Source organism: Streptomyces lancefieldiae, assembly GCF_031845825.1.
GTDB classification, from domain to species: Bacteria; Actinomycetota; Actinomycetes; order Streptomycetales; family Streptomycetaceae; genus Streptomyces; species Streptomyces lancefieldiae.
This window is the reverse complement of the sequence record NZ_JAVRFH010000004.1, coordinates 163,758-181,532: the sequence shown is the minus strand read 5'-3', so window position 1 is coordinate 181,532 and position 17,775 is coordinate 163,758. Positions and strand designations below refer to the sequence as shown.

The window sequence follows — 17,775 nt, the reverse complement described above, 5'->3', positions numbered from 1 at the left end:
GACCACCGGAAACACCACCCGAAACACCAGGGGGACGCCCCGCAAGGCGCGCACGGCGGATTGCGGGGCCCGCGATCGGCATAAGCCGGTCGAGAGCCGAGACCGCACACCGGTAGCCTTGACCGCGTGATTGACCTTCGCCTGCTCCGTGAGGACCCCGACCGTGTGCGCGCGTCGCAGCGTGCCCGTGGAGAGGACGTCGCCCTCGTCGACTCCCTCCTGTCTGCCGACGAGCGGCGCAGGTCGTCCGGCGTCCGCTTCGACGAGCTGCGCGCCGAGCAGAAGGGCCTCGGCAAGCTCATCGGCAAGGCCGCCGGAGACGAGAAGGCCGAGCTGCTCAAGCGTGCCGAACAGCTGAAGACCGAGGTCAAGGCAGCCGACGCCGAGCGCGACGCGGCCGACGCCGAAACCCAGGAGCTGCTCCAGCGCCTCGGCAACCTCGTCCACCCCGACGTGCCCGTCGGCGGCGAGGAGGACTTCGTCACGCTGGAGACGCACGGCACACACCGCGACTTCGCCGCCGAGGGCTTCGAGCCCCGGGACCACCTGGAGCTGGGCCAGCTGCTCGGCGCCATCGACGTCGAGCGGGGCGCCAAGGTCTCCGGTTCGCGCTTCTACTTCCTGACCGGCGTCGGCGCGCTCCTGGAGCTCGCCCTGGTCAACGCGGCGATCGCCCAGGCCACGGCGGCCGGCTTCACCCCGATGCTGACCCCGGCGCTGGTCCGCCCGCAGTCGATGGCCGGCACCGGCTTCCTCGGCCAGGCCGCCCAGGACGTCTACCACCTCGACAATGACGACCTGTACCTGGTCGGGACGTCCGAGGTGGCGCTCGCCGCGTACCACATGGACGAGATCCTCGACGCCGACCGCCTGCCGCTGCGCTACGCCGGCTTCTCGCCCTGCTTCCGCCGCGAGGCGGGCTCGCACGGCAAGGACACCCGGGGCATCTTCCGCGTGCACCAGTTCGACAAGGTCGAGATGTTCTCCTACGTCCTCCCCGAGGACTCGCAGGCCGAGCACCAGCGCCTGCTGGAGTGGGAGAAGCAGTGGCTGACGTCGCTGGAGCTGCCGTTCCGGGTCATCGACGTCGCCTCGGCGGACCTGGGCTCCTCGGCCGCGCGCAAGTACGACTGCGAGGCGTGGATCCCGACCCAGGGCAAGTACCGCGAGCTGACCTCGACGTCGGACTGCACCGAGTTCCAGTCCCGCCGGCTGTCGATCCGGGTCCGCGAGGACAAGAAGGTGCGTCCGCTGGCCACCCTCAACGGCACGCTGTGCGCGGTGCCGCGCACGATCGTGGCGATCCTGGAGAACCACCAGCAGGCCGACGGCTCGGTGCGCGTGCCCGAGGTGCTGCGCCCGTACCTGGGCGGCCGGGAGATCCTGGAACCGGTGGCCAAGTGAGTGTCCCCGGTACCGCTGCGGGGTCCGACGCCGGTGGTCCCGGGGGCTTCCCGTACCGCCTGGTCGCGACGGATCTCGACGGCACGCTGCTGCGCAGCGACGACACGATCTCGCCGCGCACCCGTGAGGCGCTCGCCGCAGTCACCGCTGCGGGCGCGGCCCATATCGTGGTCACCGGCCGAGCGGTCCCCTGGACCCGGCACATACTCGACGATTTGGGTTATGAGGGACTGGCCGTCTGCGGTCAGGGCGCGCAGGTCTACCACGCCGGGGAGCACCGGCTGCTGACCTCGGTCACGCTGGACCGCCAGCTGGCCGGCGTGGCGCTGGCCAAGATCGAGGCGGAGACCGGTCCGCTGTACCTGGCGGCGAGCCGCGACGGCCTGGACGGCGACGTCCTGGTCGGCCCGGGCTACGAGGTCGCGGGCCACCTTCCGGCGGTGCCGTTCACCGACGCGTCGGACCTGTGGTCGGCGCCGCTGAACAAGATCTACATCCAGCACCCGACCCTGTCGGACGACGAGCTGGCCGAGGCCGCCCGGCGCACCGCGGGCGGATTCGTGACGGTCACCATGGCCGGCGCGGGCATCGTCGAGCTGCTTCCCCTCGGACTGTCCAAGGCAACCGGTCTGTCGCTGGCGGCGCGTCGGCTCGGCCTGAAGGCCGCGGACACGATCGCCTTCGGCGACATGCCCAACGACATACCGATGTTCGGCTGGGCCGCCCGGGGCGTGGCGATGGCCAACGCCCACGAGGAGCTCAAGGCGGTGGCCGACGAGGTGACGTCTTCGAACGACGAGGACGGCATCGCGGTGGTGCTGGAGCGTTTGTCGGCCTGATCGCACGGTCCGGACTGCGTCGGCGTCCCCGTCGGTCGGCCCACGCGAGGCATCTCGCGTGCTCGAAGCGGCCGTCCGATGCGCCGACGCAGTCCTGCCTCGTGCAGGCACCACAGTGCCGGTACGGAAAGCCGGGCGCCACCGATTAAAAGCGGACGTACGCCGCGTTGTCACCGGTGCCATCCGGTTCTTCCCGGTGCTGCGTCCCCGTGTCCCCCAGCGACCCCGTACCCCCCACACGCCCGTTCCCCGTACACCCGTTCCCCCGTGGGGTCCCGGCCCAGTGTGATCCGGGCCGGGGTGAAGGCACCGTCAGGGCCGGGGGCCCGTCACTCCTCTCCGGCGAGCGTGAGCGACCGCAGCTTCTGCCCGGCGTACCAGGTCGCGAGCACGGTGACGGCGACCAGCAGCACCGTCGCGGTCGGCAGGCCAACGTCGGAGGTGATCAGGTTTCCGTCGGCGACCTTCTGGGCCACCGCCAGCGACCACTGCTGAACGCTCAGCGTGCGGGCGCCGGGCACCAGGGATCCGAACAGGGCCTCCCAGACGAGGGCGTAGACGAGCCCGAAGACCACCGCGTGCCGGGACACCGTGCCCAGCAGCAGGAACAACGCGGCGTAGGCGATGGAGGCGACCAGCGCGGCGATCGTGTAGGCGACGGCGACCTGCTGGCCGTTGCCGTTGAGGATCAGACCGGCGAGCAGGGTGGGCACGGCGGAGAAGACCATCGTCACGGCGACGGCGACGATCAGCTTGGTGAATATGATCGTCGGCCGTTTGATCGGCTTGGACAGCAGGTACACCACCGATCCGTCGTCGATCTCGGGGCCGATGGCGCCGGTGCCGGCGATGACACCGATGATCGGGACCATGGTGGCCAGGGCGAATCCGCCCAGCACGTCCGCCGTCGTCTGGTCGTCGGCTCCGGCGAGGGCGCGCACCGCCACGGCGATGACGAGCAGCAGCACGGGCAGCGCGCCCAGGATGAGGGCCCGGCGGCGGCCGAGCAGGGCTCGGTAGGTGAGCCTGGCGACTGTGGGGTCGTACATTCTTCGGCCTCCTACGCCGCGACGAGATACGAGAAGACGGACTCGAGGGACTCGTCGGACGGCGAGACCGTGAGCAGCCGGATGCCGTGGTCGCGGGCGACCTTCGGCAACAGGGCCGTGAACCGGCCGAAGTCGACGGCCTGGATGCGCAGTGCGCCCTCGGCGAGGTCGACCTCGATGCCGGACGTCGACGGGTCGGCGATCAGTGCCGCGGCGAGGGCCCGGTCGTCGCTGGAGCGCACCAGGTAGCGGTGCGGCCGGTCGGTCATCAGGCGGCGGATCTTGCGGAAGTCACCGCTGGCCGCGTGCCGTCCGGCGACGATGACCTCGATGTGCCAGGCGAGCTGTTCGACCTCTTCGAGGATGTGCGAGGAGAACAGCACCGTGCGGCCCTCGTCGCCCATGCGACGCAGCAGGTCCATCAGCTGCATGCGCTGGCGCGGGTCCATGCCGTTGAACGGCTCGTCGAGCAGGAGCAGGGAGGGCTGGTGGACGAGGGCGGAGGCCATCTTCACGCGCTGCCGCATGCCCTTGGAGTACGTGGCGATCTTCCGGTCCTGCGCGTACTCCATCTCGACGGTGGCGAGTGCTTCGTGGGCCGCCTTGGCTCCGAGGCCGTGCAGTTCGGCGTTGGCGAGAACGAACTCGCGGCCGGTGAGGAAGTCGTACATCGCCTCCCGCTCGGGGACGATGCCGATGTGCTTGTAGATGGCCTCGTTGCGCCAGACCGGCTGACCGTCGAGGGTGACGCTGCCGGTGGAGGGGGCGAGGAAGCCGCCCATCATGTTGATGAGGGTGGACTTTCCGGCGCCGTTGGGCCCGAGGAGGCCGGTGACGCCGGGGCCGATCGTCATGGTGATGTCGTTGACGGCGACCACGTTGCCGAACCAGCGGGAGACGTGGTCGATGTTCAGCGTGGTCACAGGCCCACCTTCTTGTAGCGGCGCATCAGCAGACCGTAGGCGCCGGCGATCAGCCCCAGGGTGACGAGGACGTAGACCGCGCCCTCTGCGTTGCTCGGGCCGACCCCGCCGGGGAAGGCCGAGGCGGCACCCAGGAAGGCGGACTGCACGCCGTCGATGAGCGTGATCGGCGAGAACAGGCCGATCCAGGTGACGGCTCCGGAGCTGCCCTGGACGTCCGCGATGGCCTGGAGGGTGGAGACCGCGCCGTAGGTGATGGTCAGTACGGCGATGACGGCCGCGATGCCGAAACCGCGTCGCGGGGTGACCGACGCGACGACGAGGCCGAGGCCGGCGAAGAGCAGCGAGAGCAGTGCCACGGAGACGAGTCCCTGTGCGAATCCCTTGGTCTGGTCCGCGAAGTCGAGTTTGGCGAGCAGTGCGCCCACGTACAGCACCAGCAGGGGAGCGGCGGTGAGTATGAACAGGGCCGAGGCCAGCGACGCGTACTTGGCACGGACGTAGTCGGCGGTCTCGATGGGCCGTGAGAAGTACAGCGGGACGGTCTTGAAGCGCAGGTCGCGCGAGACGGACTGGGGGGCCTGCGAGGCGACGTAGAGGCTGATGACGGCCTGCAGGACGATCGCGTAGCGCGTGTAGTCCAGGGGCAGGTCGTCGGCCTTGGCGGCGACGGCGACGGTGACCATGATGGCCGCGGGCAGGCACATCACCACGAAGAGCAGCATCGGCAGGACCTTGGACTTGGCCGAGCGGCCGAGGCCGTATGCGCCGCGCAGGGACTGCGAGTACAACGAGCGGCGGGCGTAGGCGCGGCCGAGGCGGGGGCCGTCGTAGCTGCGGTAGCCGATGTTGTGGATGCGGGTCTGGTCACCCGCGAGGACTACGGGCTGCTCAGTTGCCATGGCCGGCCGCCTCCTTCCGTTCTGTGTCACTGTCCTGGAAGACCTCCGAGATGTGGTGCCGACGCTGTTCCATGCGCACCAGGCCGAGGCCGAGGTCGGCGATGACGTCCCGGACGAGGTCGTAGGTCTCTTCGCCCGCCGCGGTGAGCAGCAGGACGTGGCCGGCGCCGGGCAGGCCGCTGCCGTCCTGGACGGTCACCCCGCGCGCGTGGAGCGCGTCGCGCACCGCGCGGGTGCCGTCAGGGTGGTCGTCGGTGTCGGTGACCTCGATCGCGAGCGTCGTCGTGGTCTGGGTGAAGTCCGTGGTGGAGCTGGAGCGCAGGAGTTTGCCGCCGTCGACGACGACGACGTGGTCGCAGGTGCGTTCCAGCTCGCCCAGCAGGTGCGAGGTGACCAGGACGGAGATGCCGAAGTCGGTGTGGATGCGGCGGATGAGGCCGAGCATCTCGTCCCGGCCGACAGGGTCGAGGCCGTTGGTCGGCTCGTCGAGGAAGACCAGCTGGGGGTCGTGGACGAGGGCCTGCGCGAGTTTGACGCGCTGCTTCATGCCGGTGGAGTAGCCGCCGATGGGCCGGTAGCGCTCCTCGTACAGGCCGACGTGGCGCAGGGTGTCGGCCGTGCGTTCGCGGGCGGCGGTGGGCGGCAGGCCGGACATGCGTGCCATGTGGACGACGAACTCGGTGGCCGAGACGTCGGGCGGCAGGCAGTCGTGTTCCGGCATGTAGCCGACCCGCTCGCGGATGTCGGCGCCCTTGGTGGCGACATCGAGCCCGAGCACTTCGGCTCGGCCCTCGGTGGCGGGAGACAGACCCAGCAGGATCTTGATCAGGGTGGACTTGCCGGCGCCGTTGGCTCCGACGAGTCCGGTCACACCGGGTCCGACGTCCACGGAGAGCCGGTCGAGCGCGGTCACCCGGGGGAACCGCTTGCTCAGGCTTTCGGTCGCGATCACAGTCACACCCACGACAGTAGTGACGCCCGCCACTCAGGTCGTCAGACCGGAGAGCCGTCTTGGCGTCAGACTCGAGTAGTACGGGCCCGTAGGGGATCCCGTGCCTGAGAGCTACGGAGCGGTGTTCCGGGCCGCAGGCCCGCCCTATTGACGTCAGATCTAACAACTGGGAGATTCGGCGGCACGATCCTCGTCGTCACCGGCTCACGAGGCCGGGAGAGAGCTCCTTCGGGCCGGACGGCGACCTGCCAGGGGGTCCCCCGCACTCGTTCCGTCGAGCGTGGGGACTGCGGCGCTGGGCGGAGGGGAGATGACGGTGCTGGACGGTGCTCGGGAGCGCTGGGTGCGCACGGGCGGGGTCGAGCTGTGCGTGGCCGAACTGGGCGACCCGGGGCGGCCCACGGTCGTCCTGGTGCACGGTTACCCGGACAGCAAGGAGGTCTGGTCCGAGGTGGCCGCCCGTCTCGCCGACCGCTTCCACGTGGTCCTCTACGACGTACGGGGGCACGGCCGGTCCACCGCGCCGACCCCGCTGCGCGGCGGGTTCACACTGGAGAAACTGACGGACGACTTCCTGGCCGTGGTGGACGCGGTCAGTCCCGATCGGCCCGTGCACCTGGTGGGCCACGACTGGGGCTCGGTGCAGTCCTGGGAGTTCGTCACAGTCAGGCGCACCGAGGGCCGCATCGCCTCCTTCACCTCCCTGTCCGGCCCGTCCCTCGACCACTTCGGGCACTGGCTCAACAGCCGTCTCAAGCGCCCCACCCCCCGCCGGGTCGGCCAGCTCCTCGGCCAGGGCGCCAGGTCCTGGTACGTGTATCTGCTGCACACGCCCGCCCTGCCCGAACTGGCCTGGCGCGGCCCCCTCGGCAAACGCTGGCCGGGCATCCTGCGGCGCGTCGAGAAAGTGCCGGGCGGCGACTACCCGACCGCGTCCCTGCCGTCGGACGCGGCGCACGGGGCGTGGCTGTACCGGGACAACGTCCGGCACCGGCTGCGCAGCCCGCGCGACGACGCCTACGCGCACGCGCCCGTGCAGCTCATCACACCTCTCGGCGACGTGTTCCTGTCGGAACGGCTCTATGACGAGCTGGAGCTGTGGGCGCCGCGGCTGAGCCGTCGCACGCTGCCCGCGGGGCACTGGGTGCCGCGCACCCGGCCGGACCGGCTGGCGGGCTGGATCACGGAATTCGTCACCGCCGTCGACGGCGGGCGGCCCGGGGTGACGGCGAGCGGCAGGCACGCCGACCGCTTCGGCGGGCAGCTGGTGCTGGTCACCGGAGCGGGCAGTGGCATCGGGCGGGCGACAGCGCTCGCGTTCGCCGAGGCCGGCGCGCGCGTGGTGGCCGTCGACCGCGACGCCGAGTCCGCCGCGCGCACCGCGGAGCTGTCCCGGCTGGCGGGTGCACCGGGTGCCTCGGCGGAGGTCGTGGACGTCTCCGACGGGCCGGCCATGGAGAAACTCGCGGCCAAGGTCGCCGCGGAGTACGGCGTGGTGGACGTCCTCGTGAACAATGCCGGGATCGGTCTGGCAGGCTCCTTCTTCGACACCACGCCGGAGGACTGGAAGAAGGTCCTCGATGTCAATCTGTGGGGTGTGATCCACGGATGCCGGCTGTTCGGCAGGCAGATGGCCGAGCGTGGACAGGGTGGCCACATCGTCAACACCGCGTCGGCGGCGGCCTTCCAGCCCTCCCGGGCGCTTCCCGCCTACGGCACCTCCAAGGCGGCCGTGCTGATGCTGAGTGAGTGCCTGCGCGCCGAGCTGGCCGGGCAGGGGATCGGCGTCACGGCGATCTGCCCCGGCTTCGTCAACACCGACATCACGTCGACGGCGCACTTCACGGGGGTTGACGCCACCGAGGAGAAGCGGCGCCGGCAGCGCTCCGCCCGGCTGTACGGGTTGCGCAACTACCCGCCGGAGAAGGTCGCCGACGCGGTTCTGGAGGCGGTCGTGCACGACAGGGCGGTGGTCCCGGTGACTCCGGAGGCGCGCACCGCGCATCTCCTTTCCCGTTTCATGCCTCGGGCGGTGAGGCGGATCGCACGGGTGAAGCCGCCGCTGTAGTTTCCACAGGAACACCCAATCATCCTGTGGATAACTGCACTTGACTGTGGATCAAACCTCGTCGGCAAAATCGATCGCGTGATGCGTGTCTCTCTCGGCACGCTGGTGTCATGCATCAGGAACACATGGACGACAGACGCACCGTGAAGGTGTCCAAGTATCTGTCGAAGCATCTGCGCCACCAGCCGGAGAGGATCGGGCTCACGCTCGACGAGGCCGGGTGGGTCGAGATCGACACGCTGATCGCCGCGGCCGCGGCACACGGCTTCCGGTTCACTCGGGAAGAACTCGATCATGTGGTCGCCACCAACGACAAACGGCGCTTCGCGATCGAGGGCACCCGTATCCGTGCCAGCCAGGGCCACAGCATCGACGTGAACCTGGGGCTGCCCGCGGCGACCCCGCCGCCGTACCTCTACCACGGGACCGTGGCCCGCAACCTGGAGTCGATCCGGTCCGAGGGCCTGAGGCCGATGCACCGGCACGACGTGCACCTCTCGGCGGACCGCGAGACCGCGACCCGGGTCGGTGCCCGCCGCGGGCGACCGGTCGTGCTGTCGGTGGACGCCGCCGCGATGCACCGAGACGGTCATGTCTTCCGCGTCAGCGCGAACGGAGTGTGGCTGACGCAGGCCGTCCCCCCGCAGTACCTGCGCCTTCCCACTCAGCACTGATCCCTCATGATCGGTGACATGAAGCAGCTGCCCACCACCGAAGCCGCCGTCGCCGCCCTGCGCGCCATCGCCACGGAGTATGCGCGCGAGATCGAGGTCACCGACGACATCGGCGCCGATCAGACCTCCCGCCGCAGCGCAGCGGGCGTGGGGGTGATCACCGACGCCGACGGCTCCCTCCCCCACGAGGCCTTCGTCGAGTTCGGCGGAGTGCCCCGCGTGAGCGTCCGGCTCTTCCCCGAGGGGGATGCCCTGATCACCGTCGAGAACGTGGAGTGCCCCGACATCCCGCGCGACGATGTCCCCGAGTTCCTGCGCTCTGTCTTCGGTGGTCTCGCCCACGTCAAGGGGCGCCGCTTCCCACCCGGCTACCGCCTGATCGTGCCGCTGCCGGGTGACCGTACGCACAGGGAGCACGTGCCGATGTTCCTCCTCACGCCATGGCTGAGCAGCCGCGTACGGTGACGTCGGGGCGGATGTTTCACGTGAAACAGGACCGACCGCATAGGCTCGGTGGCATGAGCCTGCGCCTGAGCACCGCGATCCTCCCGTACCGCCGCTGGCATGAAGGCGGTCGCTCGGCCTGGACGCGTGCCGAGCAGCTCGGATTCCACACCGCGTACACCTACGACCACCTGTCCTGGCGCAGCTTCCGGGACGGGCCGTGGTTCGGTGCCGTGCCGACGCTCACCGCTGCCGCGGCCGTCACCGATCGGCTGCGCCTGGGCACGCTGGTGACCTCGCCCAACTTCAGGCACCCGGTGACGCTCGCCAAGGAGCTGATCTCCCTCGACGACATCTCGGGCGGCCGGGTCACGCTCGGCATAGGAGCGGGCGGCACCGGCTTCGACGCCACGGCGCTCGGCCAGGAACCGTGGACGCCGCGGGAGCGGGCCGACCGGTTCGCCGAGTTCCTCCCCCTGCTCGACCGGCTGCTGACCGAGGACGCCGTGTCGTACGAGGGTGACTTCTACTCGGCTCACGAGGCGCGCAACATCCCCGGCTGTCTGCAGCGGCCCCGGCTGCCGTTCGCGGTGGCCGCGACCGGCCCCCGCGGCCTGCGGCTCACCGCGCGCTACGGCCAGGCGTGGGTGACCACCGGCGACCCGAAGCTGTACGAGAGCGGCACCCCCGAGCAGTCGGACCGGGCGCTGCGGGGGCAGGCCGACAAGCTGGCCGACGCCTGCGCCGCGATCGGCCGCGACGTGAGCGTCCTCGACAAGGTCCTGCTCACCGGTTTCACCCCGGACCGCAGCCGGCCGCTGGAGTCCGTGGACGCGTTCGTGGACTTCGCGGGCCGACACCGCGACCTGGGCTTCACCGAACTTGTCGTCCACTGGCCGATCCCCGACTCGGACTTCACCGCGGACGAGAAGATCTTCGAGCGGATCGCCATGGAGGCGCTGCCGCAGTTGAGGTGAACCGCGGGACCGCTGATGCCGACGAGAGAAACGGAACGGCGCGGATGAGAGCCGTAGCTCACAGATGTGCGGAGTATCGCACGGGCGTGCGGGCATATGCGTGACAATGACCGGGTGACCTCAGCGACCCGACAGCCCGTGACCCCGGCCGCCGCCCTCCGCCCGCGGCTCATCGCCACCGACCTCGACGGCACACTGCTGCGCGATGACAAGTCGGTCTCCCCGCGCACGGTCGCCGCGCTGGCCGCCGCCGAGAAGGAGGGCATCGAGGTCTTCTTCGTCACCGGCCGTCCCGCCCGCTGGATGGACGTCGTCAGTGCCCACGTCCACGGTCACGGCCTCGCCATCTGCGGCAACGGTGCCGCGGTGGTCGACCTGCACGGCGGCCCGGGTGCCCACCGGTTCGTCAAGGTCCGCGAGCTGGCCCGGCAGAACGCGCTGGACGCCGTACGGCTGCTGCGCGAGGCTGCCCCGGGCACGGTGTACGCGGTCGAGCAGACATACGGCTTCCACCAGGAGCCGGGGTACCCGAAGCTGCACATGGAGGTCCCCGACGGCCTCGCGCCCGCGGAGGAGCTCCTGGCGCCGGACGGTCGCGCCGGCACCGCGCCGGTTCTCAAGATCCTGGCCTTCCACCCCGAGCTGGACCCCGACGGCTTCCTCGCACTGGCCCGCCTCGCCATCGGCGACCGCGCCAACGTGACCCGGTCCAGTCCCAGCGCCCTGCTGGAGATCAGTGGGCCGGATGTCTCCAAGGCCAGCACGCTCGCCCTGTGCTGCGCCGAGCGCGGCATCTCGCACGAGGAGGTCGTCGCCTTCGGTGACATGCCGAACGACGTCGAGATGCTCACCTGGGCGGGACAGTCGTACGCGATGGGCAACGCGCACCCCGACGTGATCGCCGCAGCGTCGGGACGGACGGTCGCCAACAACGACGACGGGGTGGCGGTCGTGATCGAGCGGATGCTGGCGGACCTGTCGTAGCGGCCTCTCCGCAGTCGGGCCGGCCCGCTCAGAGCGGCACCCCGCGCTGCGACAGCCACGGCACCGGGTCCAGCGCCGAGCCCGTCTGTGGTGTGGTCCGTACCTCGAAGTGCAGGTGAGGGCCGGTGGAGTTGCCAGTGCTGCCCGACTGTCCGATCCACTGCCCGGCGCCGACCCGGTCTCCCTGGCCGACGGCGAGGGCGGCGAGATGGGCGTACTGCGTGTAGTAACCGCCCGCGTGCCGCACCACGACCTGGATGCCGAAGGCGCCGCCGCACGCCACCTTGACCACCCGGCCCGTGCCGACCGACCGCACGGGAGTCCCGACCGGCACCGCGAAGTCCTGCCCGGTGTGCCGGTTCGCCCACCGCGTCCCAGCTCTGCCGAAGGGTGCCGACAGCTTGTACGTCTCCACCGGTGCGACCCAGGACCGACCGGCGCGCACGTCCGGCTGGTCGAGGCGGTCCGCGACGGGACACGAGCCCGCCGCGACCGACGCCTCCGCCTTTTCCTCCAGCCTCGACCGGGCGGCGTGCAGCTTGCCCTCGATCTTCTTCTTCCGCTCCGCCAGACCGGCGTTGCGTTCCTCCAGTGCCTGCCAGGCCGCCTGCGCCTCGGCCTCTTCGGCGGCGAGCCGTGCCTCGGCCCGCAGACTCTCACCGATGGCCTTCTTGACGGCCGGATCCACGGGCGCCGCGGCTTCCGGACCGCGCATCAGCTCTTGGGAGTCGTCCGCGAGGACCAACCGCTCGGTCAGCGGGGGTTCGCCGTCGCCGCGGTACTGGGCGCGGGCGACGCGGCCCAGTTCCTCGTGCAGGGAGTCGGTCTTCTGCCGCTGGCGGTCGAGCAGCTTCCGGTACTCCAGGGCCTTCGACCGTCGTGCCTCGGCCTCGCGCCGCCCGTCCTCGTACCGCTGGGCGGCCCTGGCCGCGTCCTCGTACAGCCGCAGCACCTTCGCACCGAGGCCGGTGCCGCCGCCCTTGTCCGGGCTGTCGGCGGGGCGGGCCGCGAGCGCGGCAAGCGCGCACAGCAGCACTGGAACGAGCAATGAACGTCGACGAGATGAGCGCATGTCAGCGATCGCTGCCCGGAAACGGGCGCACGGTCACGTCCGAGTCCTACGAGCGGGGGACCCGTTGCTGCACACGGCCCAGTACGGCTGCTGCACATGGGGCAACGCCCGGGCACGGACCCCAAAGAGGGGCGGGCTTGGGGCAGCGCTCACCGCGGTGTGCTAGTACGGTGCCTCCCACAGCACTGTCGTGCCGCCGCCGTGCGCCCCGATGCCGGGACCGGCCCGGCTGACGCCGCCGACGCTCTCGGCACGGCGCTCGAGGTTGCGCAGGCCGCTGCGCCGGCCGCCCTCGGGGATGCCTACCCCGTCGTCCGCGACGGTCAGCCGCACACCCGACCGGCCGTCCGGCAGGGTCGCCGTCGCATCGACGACGACCTCGATCCGGGTGGCGTGGGCGTGGCGGAAGGCGTTGGACAAGGTCTCCCGCAGCGCGGCGACGAGGTTCTTGCCGGTCAGCTCACCGACGGCGGTGTCGACCGGACCGACGAAACGGTACGAGGGCGTGAAGCCGAGCGGTACGGCGGCCATGGTGATCTCGCGCAGGACGCGCGTGCTCAGCCCGGCGGGGGTCGCAGCGGGCTGCCGCAGCGCGAAGACCGCCGAGCGGATCTCCTGGATGGTGAGGTCGAGTTCGTGGACGGCTCCGCCCACTCCGTCGCGCACCTCGGGCACGACCGAACCGCGCTGGGCGCTCTCCAGCATCATCCCCGTGGCGAACAGCCGCTGGATGACGAGGTCGTGCAGGTCCCGGGCGATGCGGTCACGGTCCTCGTACACCGCCAGCCGTTCCCGGATGCGCTGGGCATCGGCCGTCATCAGCGCCAGTGCGGCCTGTGAGGCGAACCGGTCGCCGAGCGCGCGTTCCGCCCGGGTGAACGGCGGCTCCCCCCGGGCGCGGGGCATGACGAGACTGCCGAGGACCCGCCCGTCCCTGCACAGCGGCAGCAGCATGATCGGTCCATAGGCCCGCACCGGTCCGGCCTCCAGGCGCGGATCGGTCGCGGCGTCGTCCACGAAAACGGGCCGGCCGGCCAGAAGTTCGGCGACGATGCCGTTCTCGGGCGGGATGACCACGCCCAGGGCGTCCGTGGGGCGTTGCGCGGCGACAGCCACGATCTCCAGACCGCCCCCGGCGGCCGGCAGCAGCACGATGCCGGCCGCCGATCCGGAGAGCCGCTGGGCCTGTTCGGCGACGACCTGGAGTGCGTCGTCGGTGTCGCCGCCGGAGAGCAGAGCGGTCGTGACGGCGACCGACCCGTCGATCCAGCGCTCCCGCTGCTGGGCGGCTTCGTACACGCGCGCGTTGCCGATGGCGATGCCGGCCTCGGTGGCCAGGACCCGGACCATGGCGAGGTCGTAGTCGTCGAACGGCTCCCCGGCACGCTTGCCGGTCAGGTAGAGATTGCCGAAGATCTCACCCTGTACGCGGATGGGGACTCCGAGGAAGCCGTGCATCGCCGGGTGGTGCTCGGGAACACCGCACGAGCGTGGATCCTCGGTGAGGTCCGTGAGCCGGACCGGCTCCGGGTCGCGGAGGAGAGCGCCCAACAGACCTGCGCGGCCGTCGGGCAGGTGACCGATCCGTCGGACGGTCGCCTCGTCGACGCCGTGGTGGACGAAGTCGATGAGACCGTCGCCGTCCTCGCCGACGACGCCGATGGCCGCGTACCGGGCGTTGGCCAGGTCGGCCGCGGTCTCGCAGATGCGGTTCAGCGTGGCGTGCAGCTCCAGCCCGCTCCCGACCGATCGCATCGCCTCGAGCAGTTTCGGCACCCGTGCCAGGAACTCGGCCGGGACTTTCTCGCGGGGTGGCGGAGGGCCGGGGAACGGTGCTGGGACCATGGAACGAGCCTAATAATGCCCTTTTGTTCAGGAAAGTCGGATTCTTCGGACGTCGTTCAGAACCTCACCCCTGCGCGTCCGTGAATCATTCAGAGCGTCCACCCCTGCGTCTCCGGGGATCACGGTGCTCCGACCAGCAGCTCCGACGCCGCCTCCCGCTCGGCCATCGCCCGAAGCGGCCCCGGCGCGGCGGACAGCTCCGCGTACGTCCCGCGCTGCACGACCCTGCCCTCGTCCAGCACGACCACCTCGTCCACGGCCCCCAGACCCGCCAGCCGGTGCGTGATCAGCAAGGTGGTACGGCCCTCGGTGGCGGCCAGCAGGTCGGCGGTGAGCGCGTCGGCGGTCGGCAGGTCGAGGTGCTCGGCGGGCTCGTCGAGCACGAGGACCGGGAAGTCGGCGAGCAGCGCCCGGGCGAGGGCCAGCCGCTGCCGCTGGCCGCCGGACAGCCGGGCGCCGTGCTCACCGACCAGCGTGTCCAGGCCGTCCGGCAGGTCGTCGGCCCACTCCAGCAGCCGGGCCCGCGCCAGCACGTCGCGCAGCTCGGCCTCGGTGGCGTCCTTCCTGGCCAGGAGCAGATTCTCGCGCACCGAGCTGTCGAAGAGGTGCGCGTCCTGAGCACACAGCCCGACGAGCCGCCGTACGTCGTCGCCGGCCAGGGCGTAGGCGTCCACGCCGGCCAGCGTGTAGGAGCCGGCGTCCGAGTCGAGGAACCGCAGCAGCACTTGGGCCAGCGTCGTCTTGCCCGCCCCGGACGCTCCGACCACGGCGACGCGGCGGCCCTCCGACAGGGTCAGGTCCAGCCCCGCCAGGGCGTCCCTGTCCTGACCGGGGTGGTGCGCGGCCAGTCCCGCGAGGACGACCGGGAACGGCGACGCGGGCGCCTGCCGGGGCGTCTCCGGCTCCCGTACGGGCTCAGGGGCGTCGAGTACCTCGTACACGCGCTCGGCACTCCTGCGCACGCGTTGCCGGTACTGCACGGCAAGAGGCAGCCCGAGTACGGCCTCGAAGGCGGCCAGGGGGGTGAGGACGACGACGGCCACGGCCACGCCGGTGAGCCTGCCGTCGGCGACCGCCTGGATCGCCACGAGGGCGGCGCCCGCGACCGTCAGGCCCGAGAACAGCGCGGTGAGCCCGTCGCCCAGCGCGGTGGCGGTGGCGGCACGCGAGGCGATCCGGGTGAGCGTGCCGTCGGCCCGGCGCACCTCGGCGGCCCGCGCGGGCAGGGCACCGGTGACGGTCAGCTCGGCGGTGCCGGTGAGCAGGTCGGTCACCCGGGTCGCGAGCACGCCACGGGCGGGCGCCAGCCTGCGCTCGGCCCGCCGTGCGACGGCGCCGGTGACCAGGGGGACCCCGGCTCCGGCCGCCAGCAGACCGACCGCGAGCACGGCGCCGGCCTCCGGGAGCAGCCAGGCCGTGAAAACGACCGAGGCGGCCGAGACGACCACCGCGGTGGCGGCGGGCAGCAGCCAGCGGAGCCAGTAGTCCTGCAGGGCGTCGACGTCGGCGACGAGCCGGGAGAGCAGGTCGCCCCGGCGGCTACGGCGCAGCCCCGAGGGCGCCAGCCGCTCCAGTCGCCGGTACACGGCGACCCGGGTGTCGGCGAGCATCCGCAGTACGGCGTCGTGCGACACGAGCCGCTCGGCGTAGCGGAACACGGCCCGTCCGATCCCGAAGGCACGCGTCGCCGTGACCGCCACCATCAGATACAGCACCGGCGGCTGCTGCGAGGCCCGCGAGATGAGGTACCCGGAGGTGGCCATCAGGCCGACGGCACTGCCGAGCGCCAGGCTGCTGAGCAGTAGCGCGAGGCCGAGCCGCCCGCGCCGGGCCGCGGACATCGCACGGACCCTGGCGAGAACGCCGCCCTGGGGCTCCGTCGTGAGGGCAGGGTTGTCCGTGGGAGCCGGAGCAGGGGTGCCCGGGGTCTCCTCGACGGTAGGGGCGGCCGACGGCCCGTGGGAGCGGTCGGTCGCGGCGGCGGGCACCGGCTCCTCCAGCCGCACCACCCGGTCGGCCACCTCCAGCAGTGCCGGCCGGTGCACCACCAGCAGCACCGTCCGCCCCTCCGCCAGCCTGCGCACCGCGGCCACGACCTCGGCCTCGGTGGCCCCGTCGAGTGCGGCCGTCGGCTCGTCCAGCAACAGCACCGGCCGGTCCGCGAGGAACGCCCGGGCCAGCGCGAGCCGCTGCCGTTGCCCGGCGGACAGCCCGGCTCCGTCCTCCCCCAGCTGGGTACCCGCTCCCTCGGGCAGCGCGTCCACGAACGTCAGCGCGCCCGCGTCCCGCAGTGCCCGCCGAACGGCGGTGTCGTCGGCGTCGGGCCGGGCCAGCCGCACGTTCTCGGCGATGGTGCCGGCGTACAGGTGCGGGTGCTGCGGCACCCAGGCGACACGGGCGTGCCACTGCGCCAGGTCGAGGGAGGTGAGGTCGGCTCCCCCGATCCTGATTCGTCCCCCGGTGGGGCGTACGAAGCCGAGGAGGGCGTTGAGCAGCGTCGACTTGCCCGCCCCGCTGGGTCCGGTGAGGGCGACCGTCTCCCCGGGTTCGACGGTGAAGGTGGTGTCCGTCACGGCGTCCGCGGCACGTCCGGGGTAGCGGACCGTCACGTCCTCGAAGGACAGGGCGCCGTGGGCCGGCACCGGGTCGGCCCCCGACGCCGGGGCGGGCCGCTCCAGTACCGAGAAGATCTCCTCGGCGGCGGCGAGCCCTTCGGCCGCCGCGTGGTACTGAGCGCCCACCTGCCGCAGCGGCAGATACGCCTCGGGCGCGAGAACGAGCACGACCAGGCCGTCGTACAGGGCCATGTCACCGTGGACGAGCCGCATGCCGATCGTGACGGCGACGAGCGCCACCGACAGCGTGGCGAGCAGTTCCAGGGCGAAGGACGACAGGAACGCGATCCGCAACGTCCGCATGGTCGCCTGCCGGTACTCGCCGGTGATGCGCTTGATCGAGTCGGCCTGCGCCTTCGCCCGCCCGAAGACCTTCAGCGTCGGCAGCCCCGCGACCACGTCCAGGAAATGCCCGGACAGTCGGGACAGCAGCCGCCACTGGCGGTCCATCCGGGACTGCGTGGCCCATCCGATCAGCATCATGAAGATCGGGATGAGCGGCAGGGTGCCGACGATGATGGCCGCCGAGACCCAGTCCTCGGTGACGATGCGCGCCAGCACCGCCACGGGTACGACCACCGCGAGCCCCAACTGAGGCAGGTAGCGCGAGAAGTAGTCGTCGAGGGCGTCGACTCCTCGGGTGGCCAGGGCAACCAGCGACCCGGTCCGCTGTCCGCTCAGCCAGCCGGGGCCGAGCGCGGTGGCCCGATCCAGCAGCCGGCCTCGCAGCTCCGACTTCACTGCCGCGCTCGCACGGTGAGAGGCCAGCTCGGTGAGCCAGCCGACCAGTGCGCGACCGCAGGCGACGGCCGCCAACAGCAAGAGCGGAGTGCCGAGTTCGGCGACCCCCATGCCCTGCTGGAAGGCGCCCACGACCACCTCGGCGATGAGCATCGCCTGCGCGACGAGCAACCCGGCCCCGACGGCGCCCAGAACGACGACCGCGGCCAGGAAGAACCGGGTGGCTCGGGCGTACCGCAGAAGACGTGGATCGATGGGTTTCACGTGAAACATGCCCTTCCGTCCA

14 protein-coding genes are annotated in these 17,775 nt (G+C 71.5%); 7 read left to right on the top strand and 7 right to left on the bottom strand.

What is annotated here, in order from left to right; all coding sequences use genetic code 11:
* The first annotated feature begins 126 nt into the window (after positions 1-126).
* Both serS and RM812_RS05855 read left to right on the top strand, forming a co-directional pair.
* On the top strand, positions 127-1,404 hold the full coding sequence (serS, locus tag RM812_RS05860) for a serine--tRNA ligase (protein WP_311571312.1): 1,278 nt from the start codon (positions 127-129) through the stop codon (positions 1,402-1,404).
* Positions 1,401-2,243, top strand: coding sequence for an HAD family hydrolase (locus RM812_RS05855; RefSeq protein WP_311571311.1), 843 nt, complete (start codon positions 1,401-1,403; stop codon positions 2,241-2,243). Before serS ends, RM812_RS05855 begins: the two co-directional genes overlap by 4 nt.
* A 329-nt stretch (positions 2,244-2,572) precedes the next feature.
* Here the strand turns inward: RM812_RS05855 and RM812_RS05850 are convergent, their stop codons facing one another.
* Genes RM812_RS05850 through RM812_RS05835 form a run of 4 tightly spaced genes read right to left on the bottom strand, consistent with a single transcriptional unit; the run spans position 2,573 to position 6,069 of the window.
* Positions 2,573-3,292 carry an ABC transporter permease gene (locus RM812_RS05850; RefSeq protein ID WP_311571310.1) on the bottom strand — a complete coding sequence of 240 codons (720 nt, stop codon included), beginning with the start codon at positions 3,290-3,292 and terminating at the stop codon, positions 2,573-2,575.
* Between the two features lie 11 nt (positions 3,293-3,303).
* Positions 3,304-4,215 (bottom strand): ABC transporter ATP-binding protein, encoded by a 912-nt coding sequence (locus RM812_RS05845; protein WP_311571309.1) that lies wholly within the window; start codon positions 4,213-4,215, stop codon positions 3,304-3,306.
* On the bottom strand, positions 4,212-5,117 hold the full coding sequence (locus RM812_RS05840; RefSeq protein WP_311571308.1) for an ABC transporter permease: 906 nt from the start codon (positions 5,115-5,117) through the stop codon (positions 4,212-4,214). The genes RM812_RS05845 and RM812_RS05840 overlap by 4 nt, the downstream gene beginning before the upstream one ends.
* Entirely contained in the window at positions 5,107-6,069 is a 963-nt protein-coding gene (locus tag RM812_RS05835) for an ABC transporter ATP-binding protein (RefSeq protein WP_311571407.1), read from the bottom strand. The genes RM812_RS05840 and RM812_RS05835 overlap by 11 nt, the downstream gene beginning before the upstream one ends.
* A gap of 310 nt (positions 6,070-6,379) precedes the next feature.
* Here RM812_RS05835 and RM812_RS05830 point away from each other — a divergent pair, with 310 nt between their 5' ends.
* The 5 genes from RM812_RS05830 (at position 6,380) to RM812_RS05810 (ending at position 11,216) form a co-directional block, all read left to right on the top strand.
* Entirely contained in the window at positions 6,380-8,137 is a 1,758-nt protein-coding gene (locus tag RM812_RS05830) for an SDR family oxidoreductase (protein ID WP_311571307.1), read from the top strand.
* A gap of 125 nt (positions 8,138-8,262) precedes the next feature.
* Entirely contained in the window at positions 8,263-8,811 is a 549-nt protein-coding gene (locus RM812_RS05825; protein ID WP_311571406.1) for an RNA 2'-phosphotransferase, read from the top strand.
* 6 nt (positions 8,812-8,817) lie between these two features.
* A complete protein-coding gene (locus tag RM812_RS05820) occupies positions 8,818-9,276 on the top strand; it encodes a hypothetical protein (RefSeq protein ID WP_311571306.1) in 459 nt (152 codons plus the stop codon).
* Positions 9,277-9,329: 53 nt separating this feature from the next.
* Positions 9,330-10,232, top strand: coding sequence for an LLM class flavin-dependent oxidoreductase (locus tag RM812_RS05815; RefSeq protein WP_311571305.1), 903 nt, complete (start codon positions 9,330-9,332; stop codon positions 10,230-10,232).
* 96 nt (positions 10,233-10,328) lie between these two features.
* Positions 10,329-11,216: a Cof-type HAD-IIB family hydrolase gene (locus tag RM812_RS05810; RefSeq protein WP_311571304.1), complete on the top strand. Its 888-nt coding sequence runs from the start codon at positions 10,329-10,331 to the stop codon at positions 11,214-11,216.
* Positions 11,217-11,244: 28 nt separating this feature from the next.
* Here the strand turns inward: RM812_RS05810 and RM812_RS05805 are convergent, their stop codons facing one another.
* The 3 genes from RM812_RS05805 to cydD form a co-directional block, all read right to left on the bottom strand.
* Positions 11,245-12,288: a M23 family metallopeptidase gene (locus tag RM812_RS05805; RefSeq protein ID WP_311571303.1), complete on the bottom strand. Its 1,044-nt coding sequence runs from the start codon at positions 12,286-12,288 to the stop codon at positions 11,245-11,247.
* Positions 12,289-12,450: 162 nt separating this feature from the next.
* Complete coding sequence (locus tag RM812_RS05800; protein WP_311571302.1) at positions 12,451-14,133, bottom strand: GAF domain-containing sensor histidine kinase; 1,683 nt, start codon at positions 14,131-14,133, stop codon at positions 12,451-12,453.
* A gap of 119 nt (positions 14,134-14,252) precedes the next feature.
* The gene (gene cydD, locus RM812_RS05795) at positions 14,253-17,762 is read right to left on the bottom strand and encodes a thiol reductant ABC exporter subunit CydD (RefSeq protein ID WP_311571301.1); all 3,510 of its coding nucleotides are present in this window, start codon (positions 17,760-17,762) and stop codon (positions 14,253-14,255) included.
* Between the last annotated feature and the right edge of the window lie 13 nt (positions 17,763-17,775).